This is a genomic window from Rhizomicrobium sp., assembly GCA_037200985.1.
Classification (GTDB): domain Bacteria; phylum Pseudomonadota; class Alphaproteobacteria; order Micropepsales; family Micropepsaceae; genus Rhizomicrobium.
In genome coordinates this window covers 1,480,130-1,495,044 of sequence record JBBCGJ010000001.1, presented here as the reverse complement: position 1 = coordinate 1,495,044, position 14,915 = coordinate 1,480,130, and the positions used below count along the sequence as shown (strand labels likewise).

The 14,915-nt window shown below is 66.9% G+C and carries 20 protein-coding genes and 1 tRNA gene; 19 read left to right on the top strand and 2 right to left on the bottom strand.

Annotation, left to right across the window (positions count from 1 at the left end; translation table 11 throughout):
- Positions 1–9 precede the first annotated feature (9 nt).
- The 8 genes from WDN01_07255 (at position 10) to WDN01_07220 (ending at position 7,235) form a co-directional block, all read left to right on the top strand.
- Positions 10–603, top strand: a complete 594-nt coding sequence (locus tag WDN01_07255) for a riboflavin synthase (GenBank protein MEJ0025807.1) — start codon at positions 10–12, stop codon at positions 601–603.
- The gene (gene ribB / locus WDN01_07250) at positions 600–1,730 is read left to right on the top strand and encodes a 3,4-dihydroxy-2-butanone-4-phosphate synthase (protein ID MEJ0025806.1); all 1,131 of its coding nucleotides are present in this window, start codon (positions 600–602) and stop codon (positions 1,728–1,730) included. The genes WDN01_07255 and ribB overlap by 4 nt, the downstream gene beginning before the upstream one ends.
- The gene (gene ribH / locus WDN01_07245) at positions 1,727–2,182 is read left to right on the top strand and encodes a 6,7-dimethyl-8-ribityllumazine synthase (protein ID MEJ0025805.1); all 456 of its coding nucleotides are present in this window, start codon (positions 1,727–1,729) and stop codon (positions 2,180–2,182) included. Before ribB ends, ribH begins: the two co-directional genes overlap by 4 nt.
- The gene (gene nusB, locus WDN01_07240) at positions 2,179–2,667 is read left to right on the top strand and encodes a transcription antitermination factor NusB (GenBank protein MEJ0025804.1); all 489 of its coding nucleotides are present in this window, start codon (positions 2,179–2,181) and stop codon (positions 2,665–2,667) included. Before ribH ends, nusB begins: the two co-directional genes overlap by 4 nt.
- Before the next feature lie 317 nt (positions 2,668–2,984).
- Positions 2,985–3,416 (top strand): type II toxin-antitoxin system HicB family antitoxin, encoded by a 432-nt coding sequence (locus WDN01_07235; GenBank protein MEJ0025803.1) that lies wholly within the window; start codon positions 2,985–2,987, stop codon positions 3,414–3,416.
- 9 nt (positions 3,417–3,425) lie between these two features.
- Entirely contained in the window at positions 3,426–4,382 is a 957-nt protein-coding gene (gene thiL, locus WDN01_07230) for a thiamine-phosphate kinase (GenBank protein MEJ0025802.1), read from the top strand.
- Positions 4,383–4,422: 40 nt separating this feature from the next.
- Positions 4,423–4,911, top strand: coding sequence for a hypothetical protein (locus WDN01_07225; protein ID MEJ0025801.1), 489 nt, complete (start codon positions 4,423–4,425; stop codon positions 4,909–4,911).
- Positions 4,912–5,093: 182 nt separating this feature from the next.
- On the top strand, positions 5,094–7,235 hold the full coding sequence (locus WDN01_07220) for a sodium-translocating pyrophosphatase (GenBank protein ID MEJ0025800.1): 2,142 nt from the start codon (positions 5,094–5,096) through the stop codon (positions 7,233–7,235).
- 74 nt (positions 7,236–7,309) lie between these two features.
- On the opposite strand, the gene bamE is transcribed toward WDN01_07220, so the two are convergent.
- Positions 7,310–7,816: an outer membrane protein assembly factor BamE gene (bamE, locus tag WDN01_07215; protein ID MEJ0025799.1), complete on the bottom strand. Its 507-nt coding sequence runs from the start codon at positions 7,814–7,816 to the stop codon at positions 7,310–7,312.
- 96 nt (positions 7,817–7,912) lie between these two features.
- Between bamE and WDN01_07210 the strand changes: the two genes are divergently transcribed.
- The 10 genes from WDN01_07210 to WDN01_07165 all read left to right on the top strand — a co-directional run bounded on the left by WDN01_07210 (position 7,913) and on the right by WDN01_07165 (position 13,207).
- Positions 7,913–8,437: a ubiquinol-cytochrome C chaperone family protein gene (locus WDN01_07210; GenBank protein MEJ0025798.1), complete on the top strand. Its 525-nt coding sequence runs from the start codon at positions 7,913–7,915 to the stop codon at positions 8,435–8,437.
- Positions 8,438–8,439: 2 nt separating this feature from the next.
- Positions 8,440–8,979, top strand: a complete 540-nt coding sequence (locus WDN01_07205) for a YceD family protein (protein ID MEJ0025797.1) — start codon at positions 8,440–8,442, stop codon at positions 8,977–8,979.
- A 153-nt stretch (positions 8,980–9,132) separates the two neighbouring features.
- Positions 9,133–9,312 carry a 50S ribosomal protein L32 gene (gene rpmF / locus WDN01_07200; protein ID MEJ0025796.1) on the top strand — a complete coding sequence of 60 codons (180 nt, stop codon included), beginning with the start codon at positions 9,133–9,135 and terminating at the stop codon, positions 9,310–9,312.
- A gap of 40 nt (positions 9,313–9,352) precedes the next feature.
- Positions 9,353–10,396 carry a phosphate acyltransferase PlsX gene (plsX, locus tag WDN01_07195; protein ID MEJ0025795.1) on the top strand — a complete coding sequence of 348 codons (1,044 nt, stop codon included), beginning with the start codon at positions 9,353–9,355 and terminating at the stop codon, positions 10,394–10,396.
- Entirely contained in the window at positions 10,393–11,364 is a 972-nt protein-coding gene (locus WDN01_07190) for a beta-ketoacyl-ACP synthase III (protein MEJ0025794.1), read from the top strand. The genes plsX and WDN01_07190 overlap by 4 nt, the downstream gene beginning before the upstream one ends.
- A 92-nt stretch (positions 11,365–11,456) precedes the next feature.
- The gene (locus WDN01_07185) at positions 11,457–11,774 is read left to right on the top strand and encodes an integration host factor subunit alpha (protein ID MEJ0025793.1); all 318 of its coding nucleotides are present in this window, start codon (positions 11,457–11,459) and stop codon (positions 11,772–11,774) included.
- A gap of 3 nt (positions 11,775–11,777) precedes the next feature.
- Positions 11,778–12,296, top strand: coding sequence for a MerR family transcriptional regulator (locus WDN01_07180; protein ID MEJ0025792.1), 519 nt, complete (start codon positions 11,778–11,780; stop codon positions 12,294–12,296).
- A gap of 106 nt (positions 12,297–12,402) precedes the next feature.
- Positions 12,403–12,480 (top strand) — tRNA-Pro (locus WDN01_07175).
- 258 nt (positions 12,481–12,738) lie between these two features.
- Positions 12,739–13,065: a hypothetical protein gene (locus WDN01_07170; protein ID MEJ0025791.1), complete on the top strand. Its 327-nt coding sequence runs from the start codon at positions 12,739–12,741 to the stop codon at positions 13,063–13,065.
- On the top strand, positions 13,043–13,207 hold the full coding sequence (locus WDN01_07165; GenBank protein ID MEJ0025790.1) for a hypothetical protein: 165 nt from the start codon (positions 13,043–13,045) through the stop codon (positions 13,205–13,207). The genes WDN01_07170 and WDN01_07165 overlap by 23 nt, the downstream gene beginning before the upstream one ends.
- A gap of 280 nt (positions 13,208–13,487) precedes the next feature.
- On the opposite strand, the gene WDN01_07160 is transcribed toward WDN01_07165, so the two are convergent.
- Positions 13,488–14,024, bottom strand: coding sequence for an NAD(P)H-dependent oxidoreductase (locus WDN01_07160; GenBank protein ID MEJ0025789.1), 537 nt, complete (start codon positions 14,022–14,024; stop codon positions 13,488–13,490).
- A gap of 224 nt (positions 14,025–14,248) precedes the next feature.
- On the opposite strand from WDN01_07160, the gene WDN01_07155 reads away from it, so the two are divergent.
- Positions 14,249–14,863: a trimeric intracellular cation channel family protein gene (locus WDN01_07155; protein ID MEJ0025788.1), complete on the top strand. Its 615-nt coding sequence runs from the start codon at positions 14,249–14,251 to the stop codon at positions 14,861–14,863.
- The last annotated feature ends 52 nt before the right edge of the window (positions 14,864–14,915 follow it).

Below are 14,915 nucleotides of genomic sequence, written 5' to 3'. Positions count from 1 at the left end.
AAGGAACACATGTTCACCGGAATTGTCACCGATGTCGGACGCGTGCGCCATGTCGAGAAGCGCGGCGACACCCATTTGGTCATCGCGACCAATTACGACGTGTCGGGTATAGAGCTCGGCGCCTCCATCGCCTGTTCGGGCATCTGCCTGACCGTGGTGGACAAGGGCACGGCCAAGGACCGCTGGTTCGCCGCCACGGCCTCGGGCGAAACGCTGTCGAAGACGACGCTGGGAAGCTGGAAGGCGGGCGATGGCGTCAACCTCGAACGCCCCATGCGGGTCGGCGACGAATTCGGCGGCCATATCGTCAGCGGCCATGTCGACGGCGTGGCGGAGGTCAAATCCGTCCTGCCCGAAGGCGAATCGATCCGCATCGTCTTCGAGGCGCCCGTGGCGCTCGCCCGGCTGATCGCGGCGAAAGGCTCGGTGGCGCTCGACGGCGTGTCGCTGACGGTCAACGACGTCGACGGCGCCCGCTTCGGCGTGAACATCATCCCGCACACCCAGAAGGTGACGACCTTCGGAAAGCTGAAGCCCGGCATGATGGTCAATCTCGAGATCGACCTCCTGGCGCGCTATGTCGCGAGGCTCGTGAAGGGATGAACGTCGCGATCTATCACGACTACATCTCCAAGATCGAAGACGTCATCGAGGACGCGCGCAACGGGCGCATGTTCATCCTGATGGACGCCGACGACCGCGAGAACGAGGGCGACCTCGTCATCCCGGCGCAGATGTGCACGCCCCAGGCGGTCAATTTCATGGCCAGGTTCGGCCGCGGCCTGATCTGCCTGGCTCTGACGCAGGAGCGCGCCAACGACCTGAACATCCCGATGATGACCCAGGTCAACGGCACGCCGAACCAGACCGCCTTCACGATCTCCATCGAGGCCAAGGAAGGCATCTCGACCGGCATTTCCGCGCATGACCGCGCCCACACGATCTCCGTGGCGATCGATCCGACAAAGGGCGCCGCCGACATCACCTCGCCCGGCCACGTTTTCCCGCTGGTGGCGCGCCATGGCGGCGCGCTCGTCCGGGCGGGGCATACCGAGGCCGCGGTCGACATCGCGCGGCTGGCCGGCCTGATCCCCGCCGGCGTCATCTGCGAGATCATGAACGACGACGGCACCATGGCGCGGCTGCCCGATCTCGTTCCCTTCGCCCAGCTCCACGGCCTCAAGATCGGAACCATCGCCGACCTGATCGCCTACCGCCGCAAATACGACCACTTCGTCAAGCGCACGGCCGAGGGGCCGTTCGAAAGCCACAATGGCGGCACCTGGACGATGTACGTCTATGTCAACGAGCTCGAATATGCCGAGCACATCGCGCTGGTGAAGGGCGATCTGTCGGGCGCCGAGCCTGTGCTGGTGCGCATGCACGCGGTCAACATTTTCACCGACATGCTCGACTGGAAGGCCTATGAGCGCGACGTGCTGGGCGAATCCATGCGCATCATCGCCAGGGAGGGGCGCGGCGTCGTCGTGCTGCTGCGCACGACGCGTCCGACCTTCGTCTCCGACATCGTGTCCGGCCGCGTCGCCGAGGACATCGACCGGCGCCGCGTGAAGGAGTATGGCGTCGGCGCGCAGATCCTGCTGGACCTCGGGGTCAAGGACATGATCCTGCTGACCGACACGCCGGAGAAGAAGATCGTCGCGCTGGAAGGCTACGACCTCAACATCGTCGGCACCCACGCCATCCGCGGCAAGGAAAAGAGTTCATGAGCGACAAGCCCAACATCCTGATCGTCGAGGCGCGGTTCTACGCCCACGTCTCGGATGCGCTGCTCGACGGAGCGACCGCGGCGTTGGAGAAGGGCGGGGCGCATTTCGAGCGCCTCGCGGTGCCCGGCGCGCTCGAGATCCCGCCGGCGATCGCCATCGCGGCGCGCGCCGGCGAGCATGGCGGCAAGAGCTTCGACGGCTATATCGCGCTCGGCTGCGTCATCCGCGGCGAGACCTATCACTTCGAGATCGTCGCCAACGAATCGGCGCGCGGGCTGATGGAACTGGGCATCAATCACGGTCTGTGCATCGGCAACGGCATCCTGACGGTCGAAGACGAAGAGCAGGCGCGGGAGCGCGCGGCGGTCGAAACCGGCGACAAAGGTGGCGATGCGGCGCGCGCCTGCCTGGCGCTGGTCCATGCGCGCAACCGCCTCGGCGTTCACCGGTGACCGCGAACGCTTACGATTCCCGGCGCGCCGCCCGCCTCAACGCCGTGCAGGCGGTCTACCAGATGGAGCTGACCGGCGAGGACGCCGAAACCGTCGCGCTGGAATTCGTCGAACATCGCCTGGGCCGCGAGCCCGAGATCGGCGGCGGCGAGGCCGACGCGGATTTCTTCGGAACCATCGTGCGCGGCGTGCCGCATCACCAGGTCGAGATCGACCGTTCCATCGCCAAGGTGCTGGCGGCCGACTGGCGGCTGGAGCGCGTGGATTCGATCCTGCGCGCCATCCTGCGCGCCGCGAGCTTCGAGCTGATCGCCCGCCGCGACGTGCCGGCCCGGGTCGTGATCGACCAATATGTCGAGATCGCGCACGCCTTCTTTTCGGGCGACGAGCCGTCCTTCGTCAACGCCGCGCTCGACAAGCTGGCGCGCCGCAAACGCGCCGCCGAATTCGGCGAAACCCCGCCGGACGACGAGCTGCAGTTCTAGGGGAGAGCGTCCCTCCTTACACATGGATACACACGGGGACTTGCGTCGAATTGTCTGTTTTGTGTATATATACACAAGTCGGGGGGCGGCGTGAGCAAGCGCGGGACGATGAAGCCCCGGGAGGTCGTCCGACGGCTCATCGATGACGGTTGGGTGCTGAAGCGCAAAGGCCCGGGCGACCATGTTCAGTATACGCATCCTTCAAGGCCGGGACGCGTAACGATCGATACAGGCGCGCGAGATATCCCCATCGGACCTTGCGCAGCGTCTTCCGGCAGGCCGGCTGGGATTGGTAGCAGTGCCCTTAAGGAGATCGCATGTCGAAGACGGTTTGGGCATTGGTCCACGAAGAAAAAGTGCGAGGCCGTAATGCGTACGGAATTTCCTTTCCGGATTTTCCCGGTGTCGTATCGGCGGGCTCGTCCCTCGACGAGGCGATCGAGCGTGGTCGGGAAACGCTTGCCTTTCACGTTACCGGCATGATCGAGGATGGCGAACGCTTGCCGAATATCCGATCGCTCGAGGAACTGCGCGCGGACCGTGAATTCGCGGAAGAAGCGAAGGACGTGAAACATGTCTGCGTGGTGAAAGTGCCGACGGATTTCCTGTCGAAACAGGTTCGCGTGAACATCTCCATCGACGACGGGCTCTTGGGCGCCATCGACAAATCGGCGGAGAGTGCGGGTCAGACGCGATCGGCATTCCTGGCCGAGGCGGCGCGTGCCAAGTTGAAGCATCGCGTCGGTTGATCCGGGCATATGCCCCTCTCCGAATTCGACCTGATCGCCAGGTTTTTCGCGCCGCTGGCGACCTCGAAAGCCGCGCTCGGCTTGAAGGACGACGTCGCGCTGCTCCCGCCGCGTCCGGGATACGACCTCGTCCTGACCACCGACGCGATCCTCGAAGGCGTCGATTTCTTCGCGCGCGATCCGCCGTCCGCCATTGCCCGCAAGGTGCTCAGGGTCAACCTCTCCGACCTCGCCGCGAAGGGCGCCGCGCCGCTCGGCTATCTCCTGACCTTGGCGCTTCCCAAATCGGTCGATGCCGAATGGTTGACCGCATTCGCCCGCGGCCTGAAAGCCGATCAGCGGGTTTTCGGCATCACGCTGCTGGGCGGCGACATGTCATCGACGCCGGGTCCGTTGACGGTATCGGTGACGGCCCTCGGCTATGTGCCGAAGGGAAAGGCCATCCTGCGCGGCGGCGCGCGCATCGGCGACCGCGTGTTCGTCACCGGCACGATCGGCGACAGCGGCGGCGGCCTCGCCGCGCTCAAAGCGAAGCGGCGGGAGCCCTTCCTCATCGGACGCTATCGCGTGCCGCGGCCGCGTATGGCATTCGGCCGGGCGTTGCGCGGCCTCGCGCACGCGGCGCTCGATGTGTCGGACGGATTGCTGGCCGATCTCGGCCACATCGCCGAGGTCTCGAAGGTCCATATCGCCGTGGAGGCAGCGCGCGTGCCGCTATCGACCGCACTTCGAAAGGCATGGGGCGACGGTGACGATGCGATCCTGCGCGCCGCGACCGCGGGCGACGACTACGAGATCGCCTTCACTGCGCCTGCCACAAAACGCGCGGCGATCTTGAAGGCCGCCAAAGCCGCCGGGACGCGGGTGACGGAGATCGGCTTCGTCATGCAGGGCAGGGGCGCCGCGTTTCTCGGCGCCGGCGGCAAGCCGCTACAGGTCAAGAAGGCCGGCTGGGAGCACTTCTAGCGTATACGCCACGTTAAGCGCCGCTTCCTATTCTCGTGACATGCGCCGTCCATCCGCCATCGCGCTGCTCGCGCTCGTCTCGATCGTCATGCCGGCCGTCGCCGCGCCAAAGGCCGGCGATCCCGGCACCAATGTCGAGATGCCGTTTCTCATCGCGCCCATGACCAAGGACGGCCGGCTCCTGGGCTATTCCTACATCTCCTCCAGGATCGTGGCCTCGTCGCAGAGCGCTGCCCTCGAAATCCGCGGCAAGATCGCCTTCATCCAGGACGCCTTCGTCCGCGACGTGAACGCGGCGCCGGTCGCATTGGCCGGCGATCCGACCAAGGTGGACACCGGCCTGCTCGCCGGCCGTCTGGTGGCCGACGCCCGCAGGATCGTCGGCACCGCCAAGGTCGCCCGCATCGTCTTCGGCGACGGCCAGAAAAGCACCGGAATCCAGTTCGCGACGCTTCACCCCACCCAGATGCCCGCCAAAGCCGATCAGGCGGACAATATGACGCCGCCCCCCGCCAAGCCGGCGCCCTGACGGCCCGCCGGGCCGGGACGCAGCGCTTTTCCTGAGAAATTTTGTATCAAACTGCGATTGCGCCCGGGCGGCGTTTTTGGCATATGTCCGCCGCCCTTGAAGCGGTTAGGTCCTTCCGCCGGCCATGGGGACGGGCGGTTCATTCGCGCCGTCCGGAAAACCGAAAACTCGAGGGATCTACCATGTCCATGAATCTGACACTCGTCCTCGCGGCGGGCGTGTTGGCGCTTCTCTACGGTGTCTGGACCATCCGTTCGGTCCTGAGCCTGAGCGCTGGCAATGCGCGCATGCAGGAGATCGCGCAGGCGATCCAGGAAGGCGCCGGCGCCTACCTGAACCGGCAATATACCACGATCGCCATGGTCGGCGTCGTGATCTTCATTCTCGCCTTCGTCTTCCTCGGCTGGCAGGTCGCCGTCGGCTACCTGATCGGCGCGGCGCTCTCCGGCGCGGCCGGCTATATCGGCATGTACGTCTCGGTGCGCGCCAATGTCCGCACCGCCGAAGCCGCGCGCCACGGCCTGGCCGAAGGCCTGTCGGTCGCGTTCCGCTCCGGCGCCGTCACCGGCATGCTCGTCGTCGGCCTCGGCCTTCTGGCGGTCGCCGGCTACTACGCCTTCCTGACGGCCGGCCTCGGCCTCGACATCGCCGTTCCCGAGCAGAGCCGCATCATCGTCGACAGCCTCGTGGGCCTCGGCTTCGGCGCCTCGCTGATCTCGATCTTCGCCCGTCTCGGCGGCGGCATCTTCACCAAGGGTGCCGACGTCGGCGGCGACATGGTCGGCAAGGTCGAAGCCGGTATCCCGGAAGACGACCCCCGCAACCCGGCCACGATCGCCGACAATGTCGGCGACAATGTCGGCGACTGCGCCGGCATGGCCGCGGACCTGTTCGAGACCTTCGCGGTGACCACCGTCGCCACGATGGTGCTGGCCTCTATCTATTTCGACGGCGAGCTCAAGTCCGAGCTGATGCTCTATCCGCTCGCCATCGCGGGCATGAGCATCGTGACCTCGATCATCGGCACCTTCTTCGTCCGCCTCGGCGCCTCGAAGAACATCATGGGTGCCCTGTATAAGGGCGTGATCGCGACCGTCATCCTGTCGCTCATCGGCCTGTGGCCGCTGACGAACTACATCGTCGGGATGAGCACCGAGCTGTCGGTCGGGGACGGCGCCAGCGCGGTGAGCTTCACCGGCATGACGCTGTTCTGGTGCGGCGTGGTGGGCCTGGCCGTCACCGGCGCGCTCATCGTGATCACCGAGTACTACACCGGCACCAATTACCGCCCGGTGCGCACCATCGCGGCCTCTTCGGTCACCGGGCACGGCACAAACGTGATCCAGGGCCTGGCGATCTCGATGGAAGCGACGGCCCTGCCGGCGCTCGTGATCTGCATCGGCATCGTCGCCACCTATCTGCTGGCGGGCCTGTTCGGCATCGCCATCGCGGTGTCGACCATGCTCTCGCTCGCCGGCATGATCGTGGCGCTCGACGCCTTCGGTCCCGTCACCGACAATGCCGGCGGCATCGCCGAGATGTCGGGCCTGGAAGGCGACGTCCGCAAAACGACGGACGCGCTGGACGCGGTTGGCAACACGACCAAGGCCGTGACCAAGGGCTATGCCATCGGTTCGGCCGGCCTCGGCGCGCTGGTGCTGTTCGCCGCCTACACCCAGGACCTGAAGTACTTCGCTGCCCAGGGCACCGGCTTCTTCGCCGGCCTGGAGCAGCCGACCTTCGGTCTCGACAATCCCTGGGTGGTGGTCGGCCTCTTCTTCGGCGGCATGCTGCCTTACCTGTTCGGCGGCATCGCGATGACCGCGGTCGGCCGGGCGGCCGGCGCGGTGGTCGAGGAAGTGCGCAAGCAGTTCCGCGAAATGCCGGGCATCATGGCCGGCACGCAGAAGCCGAACTATGCCCGCGCCGTGGACCTTTTGACCAAGGCGGCCATCCGCGAGATGGTGATCCCGTCGATGCTGCCGGTGTTCTCGCCGATCGTGCTTTTCGTCCTGGTGGACTGGATCGCCGGCAAGACGCAGGCCTTCGACGCCCTGGGCGCCATGCTGATGGGCGTGATCGTGACCGGCCTGTTCGTCGCCATCTCGATGACCTCGGGCGGCGGCGCCTGGGACAACGCCAAGAAGTACATCGAGGACGGCCATTATGGCGGCAAGGGCTCGGACGCCCATAAGGCCGCCGTGACCGGCGACACCGTCGGCGATCCCTACAAGGACACGGCGGGCCCGGCGGTCAATCCGATGATCAAGATCACGAACATCGTGGCGCTCCTGCTCCTCGCGGTGCTGGCCCACAATTTCTGAACCGAGGTTTGGACAAACGAAAACGCGCGGAACGAAGGTTCCGCGCGTTTTTCATTTCCGCGAAGCGCTGGGCGCTACGGATAACCGCCGCCGCTGCCGGGCGGGCCGCCATTGCCGCCGCCGGGATTGGGATTGTTGGTGCCGCCATTGTTGCCGAGCGGCACGCCGGGCGTGGCGTTGAAGAGCTGCTGCAGGAACGTCATCTCGCGGCCCTTGGCCGGCGTCTCGCGGGTCTCGAAGGCGACGATATGGCCGTCGCGCAGCGAATAGTGCTTGAGGTCGGTGACCTTGCCGTCCTTGTCGAAATAGACCGCCAGGATGGCGCGCGACTGGACCGAGGCCTGGAAGAAGGCGATCTGCTTCTCCACCGCAGTGATGTAGTACCAGGCGTCGCCGGCCTGGGTGAACGTCGCCTCGGTCGAGGGATAGCCCAGCGCCTGCTGGATCGAGGTCTTGGTGTCCTTGCCGACCGCGATCTTCTTTTCGGCGTCGGGGTCGGGCAAATAGCCGCGCTGGTTGACCACCGGCGTGCAGCCGCCCAGAAGCGCCAGGGCCGTCAGGACCAGAACCGTTTTTCGCATGCGCAGGAACCTCAAACCGGATAAATCCCGTCCGGCCTGACGTGCTAGCCTTGGCCGGCCGCGCTGGCAAGACCGCCGAAAATTAAGAGTTCCAACATGTTGAAGATCCTGCGCCGCACCTCGCCGACCGCCCGGCTCGTCCAGAGCCTGCACGCCGCCCTGGTCAGCGCCGCTCGCCAGCCGGCTTTTTTCCGCGAATACGGCGTCGCCGACACTATCGACGGCCGCTTCGACATGGTCGCGCTGCATGGCTGGCTGGTGCTCGGCCGCCTGCGCGGCGCCGGGCGGGCCGACCTGGCGCAGGCCCTGTCGGATGCGATCTTCGTCGCCTTCGACGAGGCGCTGCGCGATCTCGGCAACGGCGACATGGGCATGGGTCCGCGCATGAAGAAGCTCGGCAACGCCTTCAACGGAAGGCTGCACGCCTACGAGGCCGCCGCCGGTGACGAAGCCGCCCTGGCCGAGGCGATCGGGCGCAATATCTATCGCGGCGATCCGGGGCACGAGCGCGCCGCCGCGGCGCTGGCGCGGTACGCGCTGGCCGCGCGCGCCCGCCTCGAAGCAGGCGATCCGATCGCCGCGCCCCTTGAATTCGGCCCGGTGCCGACGACATTCGGCTGACGATGAGCGCACCGGAAACCAAGCCTTTCGAACAGGATTACGACCTCGGCGATCTGCGCCGCGGCGAGGAGGAGATCCGCGTCGAGGCGGGGGCAGAGGATCTCGCGCGCATCGCCGCCTGGGCCGATGTCCGCGCCGTGGAGTCGTTCGGTTCGACCGTCCGCCTGCGCAAGCATTCCGCCACCCGCTTCGCTCTCGACGCTGTGCTCGAGGCCGATATCGTCCAGGACTGCGTGGTGACGCTGGAGCCGGTCCGCACCCACATCGCGCGCCCCTTCCACCGCGAGTTGCATGTGGCCGAGCAGGTCCGCCTGAAGCCGCATGAGAGCATCGCGCTCGCCCCGGGCGCGGGCGACGACGAGGTCCCCGAGGAGATCGACAGCCTGACCTACGACCTGGCGGCGCCCCTTCTGGAGGAGCTGGTCCTCGCGATCGACCCCTATCCACGCGCATCCGGTGTGGAATTTGTCGTGCCGGCCGAGCCCGAGGCGAAGCCGGAGAGTCCTTTCGCGGTCCTGAAGGCTCTCAAGGACCGGAGCTAAGGTTCCGAAATCCTGCCCGAATCCGGCTTGAAACCGGGTGGGGTTTCCTGTTACTTCCGCCCCTTGTTTTGCCCGTCCGGTCCGCAAGGCTCGCGCAGACAGTGCGCAACGCCCGAAGATTGGGTCCCGGGTTCCTTCAAGGAGCTACCCGCCATGGCGGTGCCAAAGAGAAAAACCTCGCCGTCCAGGCGCAATATGCGTCGGTCGCACCACCGTCTGGCCCCGGCCAGCCACAATGAGTGCCCGAACTGCGGCGAGCAGAAGCGTCCGCACCATGTGTGTGGGGCTTGCGGCCATTACGACGGCCGCGAAGTCGCGAAGACCGAAGCCTGACCCGATCCGCTGACGATCGGACAGGGATTGCGAGGCAGGCTTGGCCCGCGAACTGACCGTCTCGATTGATGCCATGGGCGGCGACGCCGGGCCGGGCATCGTCGTGGCCGCGCTGGCGCGCTCGGTGCTGCGCCATCCGACGGTGAAGTTCATCCTCCACGGCGACGAGACCGAGCTCAACGCGCTGTTTGCCAAGCGCGCCAAGCTGCTCGACCGCGTCACCATCCGCCACGCGCCCGAGCGCGTGCGGATGGAGGAGAAGCCCAGCCTGGCGCTGCGCCGGGGCCGCAACACCTCGATGTGGCGCGCCATCGATTCGGTGAAGACCAAGGAAGCCGAGGTCGTGATCTCCGCCGGCAATACCGGCGCGCTGATGGCGATGTCCATGTTCCAGCTCGGCACGCTGGAGAACATTTCGCGTCCGGCCATCGCGGCGCTGTGGCCGACCAAGCGCGGCCAGAGCGTCGTGCTCGACGTCGGCGCCAACGTCACCGCCAGCGAGGAACAGCTCGTCGACTTCGCCGTGATGGGCGAGGCCTTCGCCCGCGCGATCCTCGGCCTGGAACGGCCGACCGTCGGCATCCTCAATGTCGGATCGGAGGACGTGAAGGGCAACGATGCCGTCAGGGGCGCTGCGCATGTGCTGCGCAATACCCCGTCGCTGCCGATCGAGTTCGCGGGCTTCGTCGAAGGCGACGACATTTCCGAGGGCACGGTGGACGTGATCGTGACCGACGGCTTCACCGGCAATGTGGCGCTGAAGACGGCGGAAGGCACCGCCAAGCTGATCGTGCACTATCTGCGCACCGCGCTTCGGCGCTCCTTTCTCGGCCGCCTCGGCGCCGTCATCGCCTCGGGCGCGCTCAACGCCCTGCGCCGCAAGCTCGATCCGCGCGCCTCCAATGGCGGCATCTTCCTTGGCCTGGACGGCGTCGTCGTGAAGAGCCATGGCGGCACCGACGCCCTGGGCTTCGCGAGCGCGCTCGACATGGCCATCGACATGGCCAAGGCGAACGTCATCGCCCGTATCGTCGCCGACCGCGCCGGCATCCGCACGCTTGAACCGGAGGCGGTCGCTTCGTGATTCGTTCGAAAATCGTCGGTTGCGGCGCGTATCTGCCTCCGACCGTCCTCACCAATGACGAGATCGCCCGGCGGATCGACACCTCGGACGACTGGATCCGCGAGCGCACCGGCATCCGCCAGCGTCACGTCGTCGTCGACGGCGAGAAGACCTCCGATCTGGCGCTCCAGGCCTCGCGCAACGCGCTCGCCATGGCCGGCATGGACGCCAACGAGCTCGACATGATCGTCTGCGCGACGACCACGCCGGACGAAACGTTTCCCGCGACCGCCACGACACTCCAGGCGCGGCTCAACATGAATCACGGCGCCGCCTTCGACGTCCAGGCGGTGTGCTCCGGCTTCATCTACGGCATGGCGGTGGCGGACAATTTCATCAAGACCGGCATGGCGAAGACCGTGCTTCTGGTCGGCGCCGAGACCATGAGCCGCCTGCTGGACTGGAACGACCGCACGACCTGCGTGCTGTTCGGCGACGGCGCCGGCGCCGTCGTGCTTCAGGCCGACGACGGCAAGGGCGACAACACCGATCGCGGCGTCCTCAACACCAAGCTGTTCTCCGACGGAAGGCTGCACGACCTGCTTTATGTCGACGGCGGTCCGTCCTCGACCCAGACCACCGGGCATCTGCGCATGCAGGGCAAGGAGGTCTTCCGCCACGCCGTGACCAATATTTCGGCCGCCATCGTGGCATCGCTGGACGAGGCGGGCCTTTCGATCGCCGACGTCGACTGGTTCGTGCCGCATCAAGCCAACCAGCGCATCCTCGACGGCACCGCCCGCAAGCTCGGCATCGCGCCGCAGAAAGTGGTCACCACCGTGGCGCAGCACGGCAATACCTCCGCGGCCTCGGTGCCGCTGGCCCTCGCCACCGCGGTCGCCGACGGCCGGATCAAGCCGGGCCATCTCGTCCTTCTGGAAGCGATGGGCGGCGGCTTCACCTGGGGCGCCAGCCTCATCCGTTGGTGAACGGACGGGTGAAGCCCGTCCCCTATCCCTTTGACGTTGACGGATAATTCTCCCGCGCCTAACTTTCATTAGCCATAAGGGAGTCGCGGCCCATGTCCACAGATACGCTGACTCGTGCCGACCTGACCGAGGCCGTATTCCAGGCCGTCGGGCTTTCGCGCAACGAGTCGGCCCAGATGGTCGAGGATCTTCTCGAGGAAGTCTGCGTCGCGCTGACCCGCGGAGAGACGGTGAAGCTTTCTTCCTTCGGCACCTTCGCCGTCCGCCAGAAGAGCCAGCGCATGGGCCGCAATCCCAAGACGGGCGACGAGGTGCCGATCGCGCCGCGCCGGGTTCTTGTCTTCCGCCCGAGTCATGTATTGAAGGCGATCATCAACGGGCAGACGCCCGATCCCGACAAGAAGGATTGACGCGTGCTGGCCTCGGCCGTTCTTCGCACGAAATCGCCGGAAGCGTTCCGCACCATCAGCGAGGTCGCGGCCGAACTGGATGTGCCGCAGCACGTGCTGCGCTTCTGGGAAGGCCGCTTCGCCCAGGTGAAGCCGGTGAAGCGTGCCGGCGGGCGGCGCTATTACCGGCCCGAGGACGTCGATCTGCTGCGCGGCATCCGCACGCTGCTCTACGGCGACGGTTTCACGATCAAGGGCGTGCAGAAGATTCTGCGTGACAAGGGCCTGCGCCATGTCGCGGAGCTCGGACGGAGCGAGGCCGCTTCGGGTCTGGCGCCGGTCATGCGCGCCTTCGCCTCCAACGTGATCGCGCTGGAGCGGCCCGCCGAGCCGCCGGCGGCTTTGGCGAGCGCCGCGGACCCCGTTCCGGCGCCCGCGCCGTCCGCCGAGCCCGCCCCTTCGCTGGCGGAGGAGCAACGGGTGCGCCTGGAAATCCTGCTGGCGGAACTGCAGCAGCTGAAGGCACGGCTGAAACGGGTCTAGGACGGCGGATTTGCCTTTGACGGCGCGGCGACTATAGTCCGCGGCCTTCGCGAAAACGGCTCCCCCGCCGCCGGCTTTCGAGCTTTTCCGCGAGACACATTGGATACGGAGCGTGGCGCAGCCTGGTTAGCGCACCAGTCTGGGGGACTGGGGGTCGTGGGTTCAAATCCCGCCGCTCCGACCAATGGTCATCGGCCTTGCAATGCCAATTCCAACGTCACGAACCGGTCGGCCGCGTGAGGCCAAATCGCGCCGACGCTCATTCCGCGCATGCCGCAAACTCGACCTCATCTTAACCTCCGGACCCTGATTCGAATCCCGTAAGCAGAATTCCTTACCGGTTCGTTTTGCGTTTCCGCAATGCGGTGCGACTCTTGTGGAGCTTTCATGCGATTCGCGGGGACGCAGAAGGCGCTCCCGTTCATCGCGAAGGGCCCGCAGAATGCGCAGTCGCAAGCACATGGAACCGGCACCGAAGCGCAGCCTGCGCGTCGGCCTCGCCGCGCGTCATGCGGCATCGGCGGACAAGGGACGGCGGAGCGGCGCGGAAAGAACGCGCCGCGGCAGCCATACGGCACTCAATGCCGCGTGGCGGCGCTGCGAAATGGGCACCAATCAAATCGCCTGTTTCGGCGTCTGGCGGCGCGGCACGCGCCGGCAGGCGGAGCGCCGCAACCGCTCGGGCATCACGCGATGGCACATGCCGCATCAAGGCGGCGCCCATCTCGTATTGCCAGGAGCCCGCCATGACGTCGTCAACCAGGATTGAGATTTTCGACCGCCGGTCGGTCGTGTCGATGCCGTTCCAGATCCACCCGGCCTTCATCCCGCATGCGGTGCTGATCGTCTTCATCGCGGGCGCCTGGGCGGCGGACGGCGTGTATGAGATCGCGCGCCTGATCGTCGGGTAAAAAGGCGCGGTCGCCTGGCGGGACGCCTTGCGCCTGCTTTCGATCGGCGATCGGACCAGCTTCGCATCCTTGGGCGTCGGCGGGTTGCCGACCACATGCTGAGACCGGTCCTGTCCGCGTAGACGCGTAACGCCGCAACCACCAAGCGCGCGGCGCTGTCCCGATCCGCCTGCGCGGCGCGGACGGGCCGGTCCAGGAAGATGAGCCGGCCCGGGAGTCTGAAGGGGCCCGGGCTGATCGCCGATCTCGAACGCGGGCATTGTTTGGAGGTCTGACGACCTCAGTTCATCTTCCCGCCCAGCCCGCGCATCTCCTCAAGCCAGCGGGCGCGCTGGGTGGAGGATATGGAATCGACGCTGCCGATGAAGAGCGGCTCGCCCGCGACGACGCCGCAGAGCTTGTGGCGCGTCACGGGTTCGGCGCGGCCGCGATAGAGGAAGGCCGGCATGGCAGTCGTCACCACGATGCGGGCGGACTTGGCGCCGCCCAGCGCCGCGGGCTCGAGATGGGCGCGCAAGCGGGCGACATAGTCGAAGAGTTGGCTCAGTTCTTCCGGCGGGCCGTCGGACAGAAGCGGATAGAAGATGGCGAGCCGGTCGGCGGCGCGCATCAGGCGGAAAGCCTGTTCCAGCTTGTCGAGCGGAGCGGTGCCTTTGCCGGTGGCGAGAGCTGACAGAGAGAGCGCGGCGACGTCGAGCCGGCGCGTCGCACAGCCGCGCGTCCGGGCGCCGGCCTCGTAGGCGGTGCAGAGCGCGGCGCAGAAGCGCTCGGGCCTGGGATCGGGGTGTCCGTTGACGACGAGGATGTTGCGGCCCATGGCGATTTCTTCGTTGGATGACGATACGAAGAATGAAGGCCAAGGCGCTGCGATGCCTTGCGAATTGTCAGACGGAGGGTAGGGGGAAACACCGATCGCCGCCGTCGCCGGCCTTGCGCCGGCGACCACGAACACGTCAGGGGCCCAGGAATATGGGTGGTCGGGACAAGCCCGGCCACGACGATTAAGAAGGTCGCGCGAAGACCGAACCGATTCACTGAACCATGGCTCTCCCCGTTCCGCTCGTCACCCTCGACTATCTCGGCGTCGGTGTGTTCGCCGTCACCGGCGCGCTGGCGGCGGCGCGCAGCCGGCATGACGCGGTCACCTTCGCCGCCTTCGCCATCGTCACCGGTATCGGCGGCGGCACGCTGCGCGACCTGCTGATCGGCGCGCCGGTGTTCTGGGTGCATGCCAGCGGCTATCTCTATGTCTGCCTGGCGGCGGCGGGTGCGGTGTGGCTGCTGGGCAGCCGGCATTGGCGCTCCAGCGCGCTGATCTGGCTCGACGCGGTGGGACTCGCGGGCTATGCGGTGCTCGGCGCCGCCAAGGCCTTGGCGATGGGCGTACCGCCGCCGGTCGCGGTGGCGATGGGCACCGTGACCGCGACCTTCGGCGGCATCCTGCGCGATCTCTTCGCCGGCGAGCCGTCCGTGCTTCTGCGCCGCGAGATCTACATCACCGCCGCGGTGCTGGCCGCAGCCGTGTTCGTGGGGGCGGTCAGCCTGGGCAGCGACGCCGTGCTCGCCGGGCTCGTCGCCTTCTTCTGCGGCTTCGTGCTGCGCGCCGGGGCCATCGCGCGCGGCTGGACGCTGCCGGGCTTCGAGAGGCACATCTAGCGTTCGCCGCGTGCCGTCTCGGCGCCGTCCGCCGTCGTCGGACGTTTGCATC

What these genes read in the sequence shown, in the direction of transcription:
- WDN01_07255 (MEJ0025807.1), top strand. Translation starts at nt 10, where the DNA reads ATGTTCACCGGAATTGTCACCGATGTCGGACGCGTGCGCCATGTCGAG.
- ribB (MEJ0025806.1), top strand. Translation starts at nt 600, where the DNA reads ATGAACGTCGCGATCTATCACGACTACATCTCCAAGATCGAAGACGTC.
- ribH (MEJ0025805.1), top strand. Translation starts at nt 1,727, where the DNA reads ATGAGCGACAAGCCCAACATCCTGATCGTCGAGGCGCGGTTCTACGCC.
- WDN01_07235 (MEJ0025803.1), top strand. Translation starts at nt 2,985, where the DNA reads ATGTCGAAGACGGTTTGGGCATTGGTCCACGAAGAAAAAGTGCGAGGC.
- thiL (MEJ0025802.1), top strand. Translation starts at nt 3,426, where the DNA reads ATGCCCCTCTCCGAATTCGACCTGATCGCCAGGTTTTTCGCGCCGCTG.
- WDN01_07225 (MEJ0025801.1), top strand. Translation starts at nt 4,423, where the DNA reads ATGCGCCGTCCATCCGCCATCGCGCTGCTCGCGCTCGTCTCGATCGTC.
- WDN01_07220 (MEJ0025800.1), top strand. Translation starts at nt 5,094, where the DNA reads ATGTCCATGAATCTGACACTCGTCCTCGCGGCGGGCGTGTTGGCGCTT.
- bamE (MEJ0025799.1), bottom strand. Translation starts at nt 7,816, where the DNA reads ATGCGAAAAACGGTTCTGGTCCTGACGGCCCTGGCGCTTCTGGGCGGC.
- WDN01_07210 (MEJ0025798.1), top strand. Translation starts at nt 7,913, where the DNA reads ATGTTGAAGATCCTGCGCCGCACCTCGCCGACCGCCCGGCTCGTCCAG.
- WDN01_07205 (MEJ0025797.1), top strand. Translation starts at nt 8,440, where the DNA reads ATGAGCGCACCGGAAACCAAGCCTTTCGAACAGGATTACGACCTCGGC.
- rpmF (MEJ0025796.1), top strand. Translation starts at nt 9,133, where the DNA reads ATGGCGGTGCCAAAGAGAAAAACCTCGCCGTCCAGGCGCAATATGCGT.
- WDN01_07185 (MEJ0025793.1), top strand. Translation starts at nt 11,457, where the DNA reads ATGTCCACAGATACGCTGACTCGTGCCGACCTGACCGAGGCCGTATTC.
- WDN01_07170 (MEJ0025791.1), top strand. Translation starts at nt 12,739, where the DNA reads ATGCGCAGTCGCAAGCACATGGAACCGGCACCGAAGCGCAGCCTGCGC.
- WDN01_07165 (MEJ0025790.1), top strand. Translation starts at nt 13,043, where the DNA reads ATGACGTCGTCAACCAGGATTGAGATTTTCGACCGCCGGTCGGTCGTG.
- WDN01_07160 (MEJ0025789.1), bottom strand. Translation starts at nt 14,024, where the DNA reads ATGGGCCGCAACATCCTCGTCGTCAACGGACACCCCGATCCCAGGCCC.
- WDN01_07155 (MEJ0025788.1), top strand. Translation starts at nt 14,249, where the DNA reads ATGGCTCTCCCCGTTCCGCTCGTCACCCTCGACTATCTCGGCGTCGGT.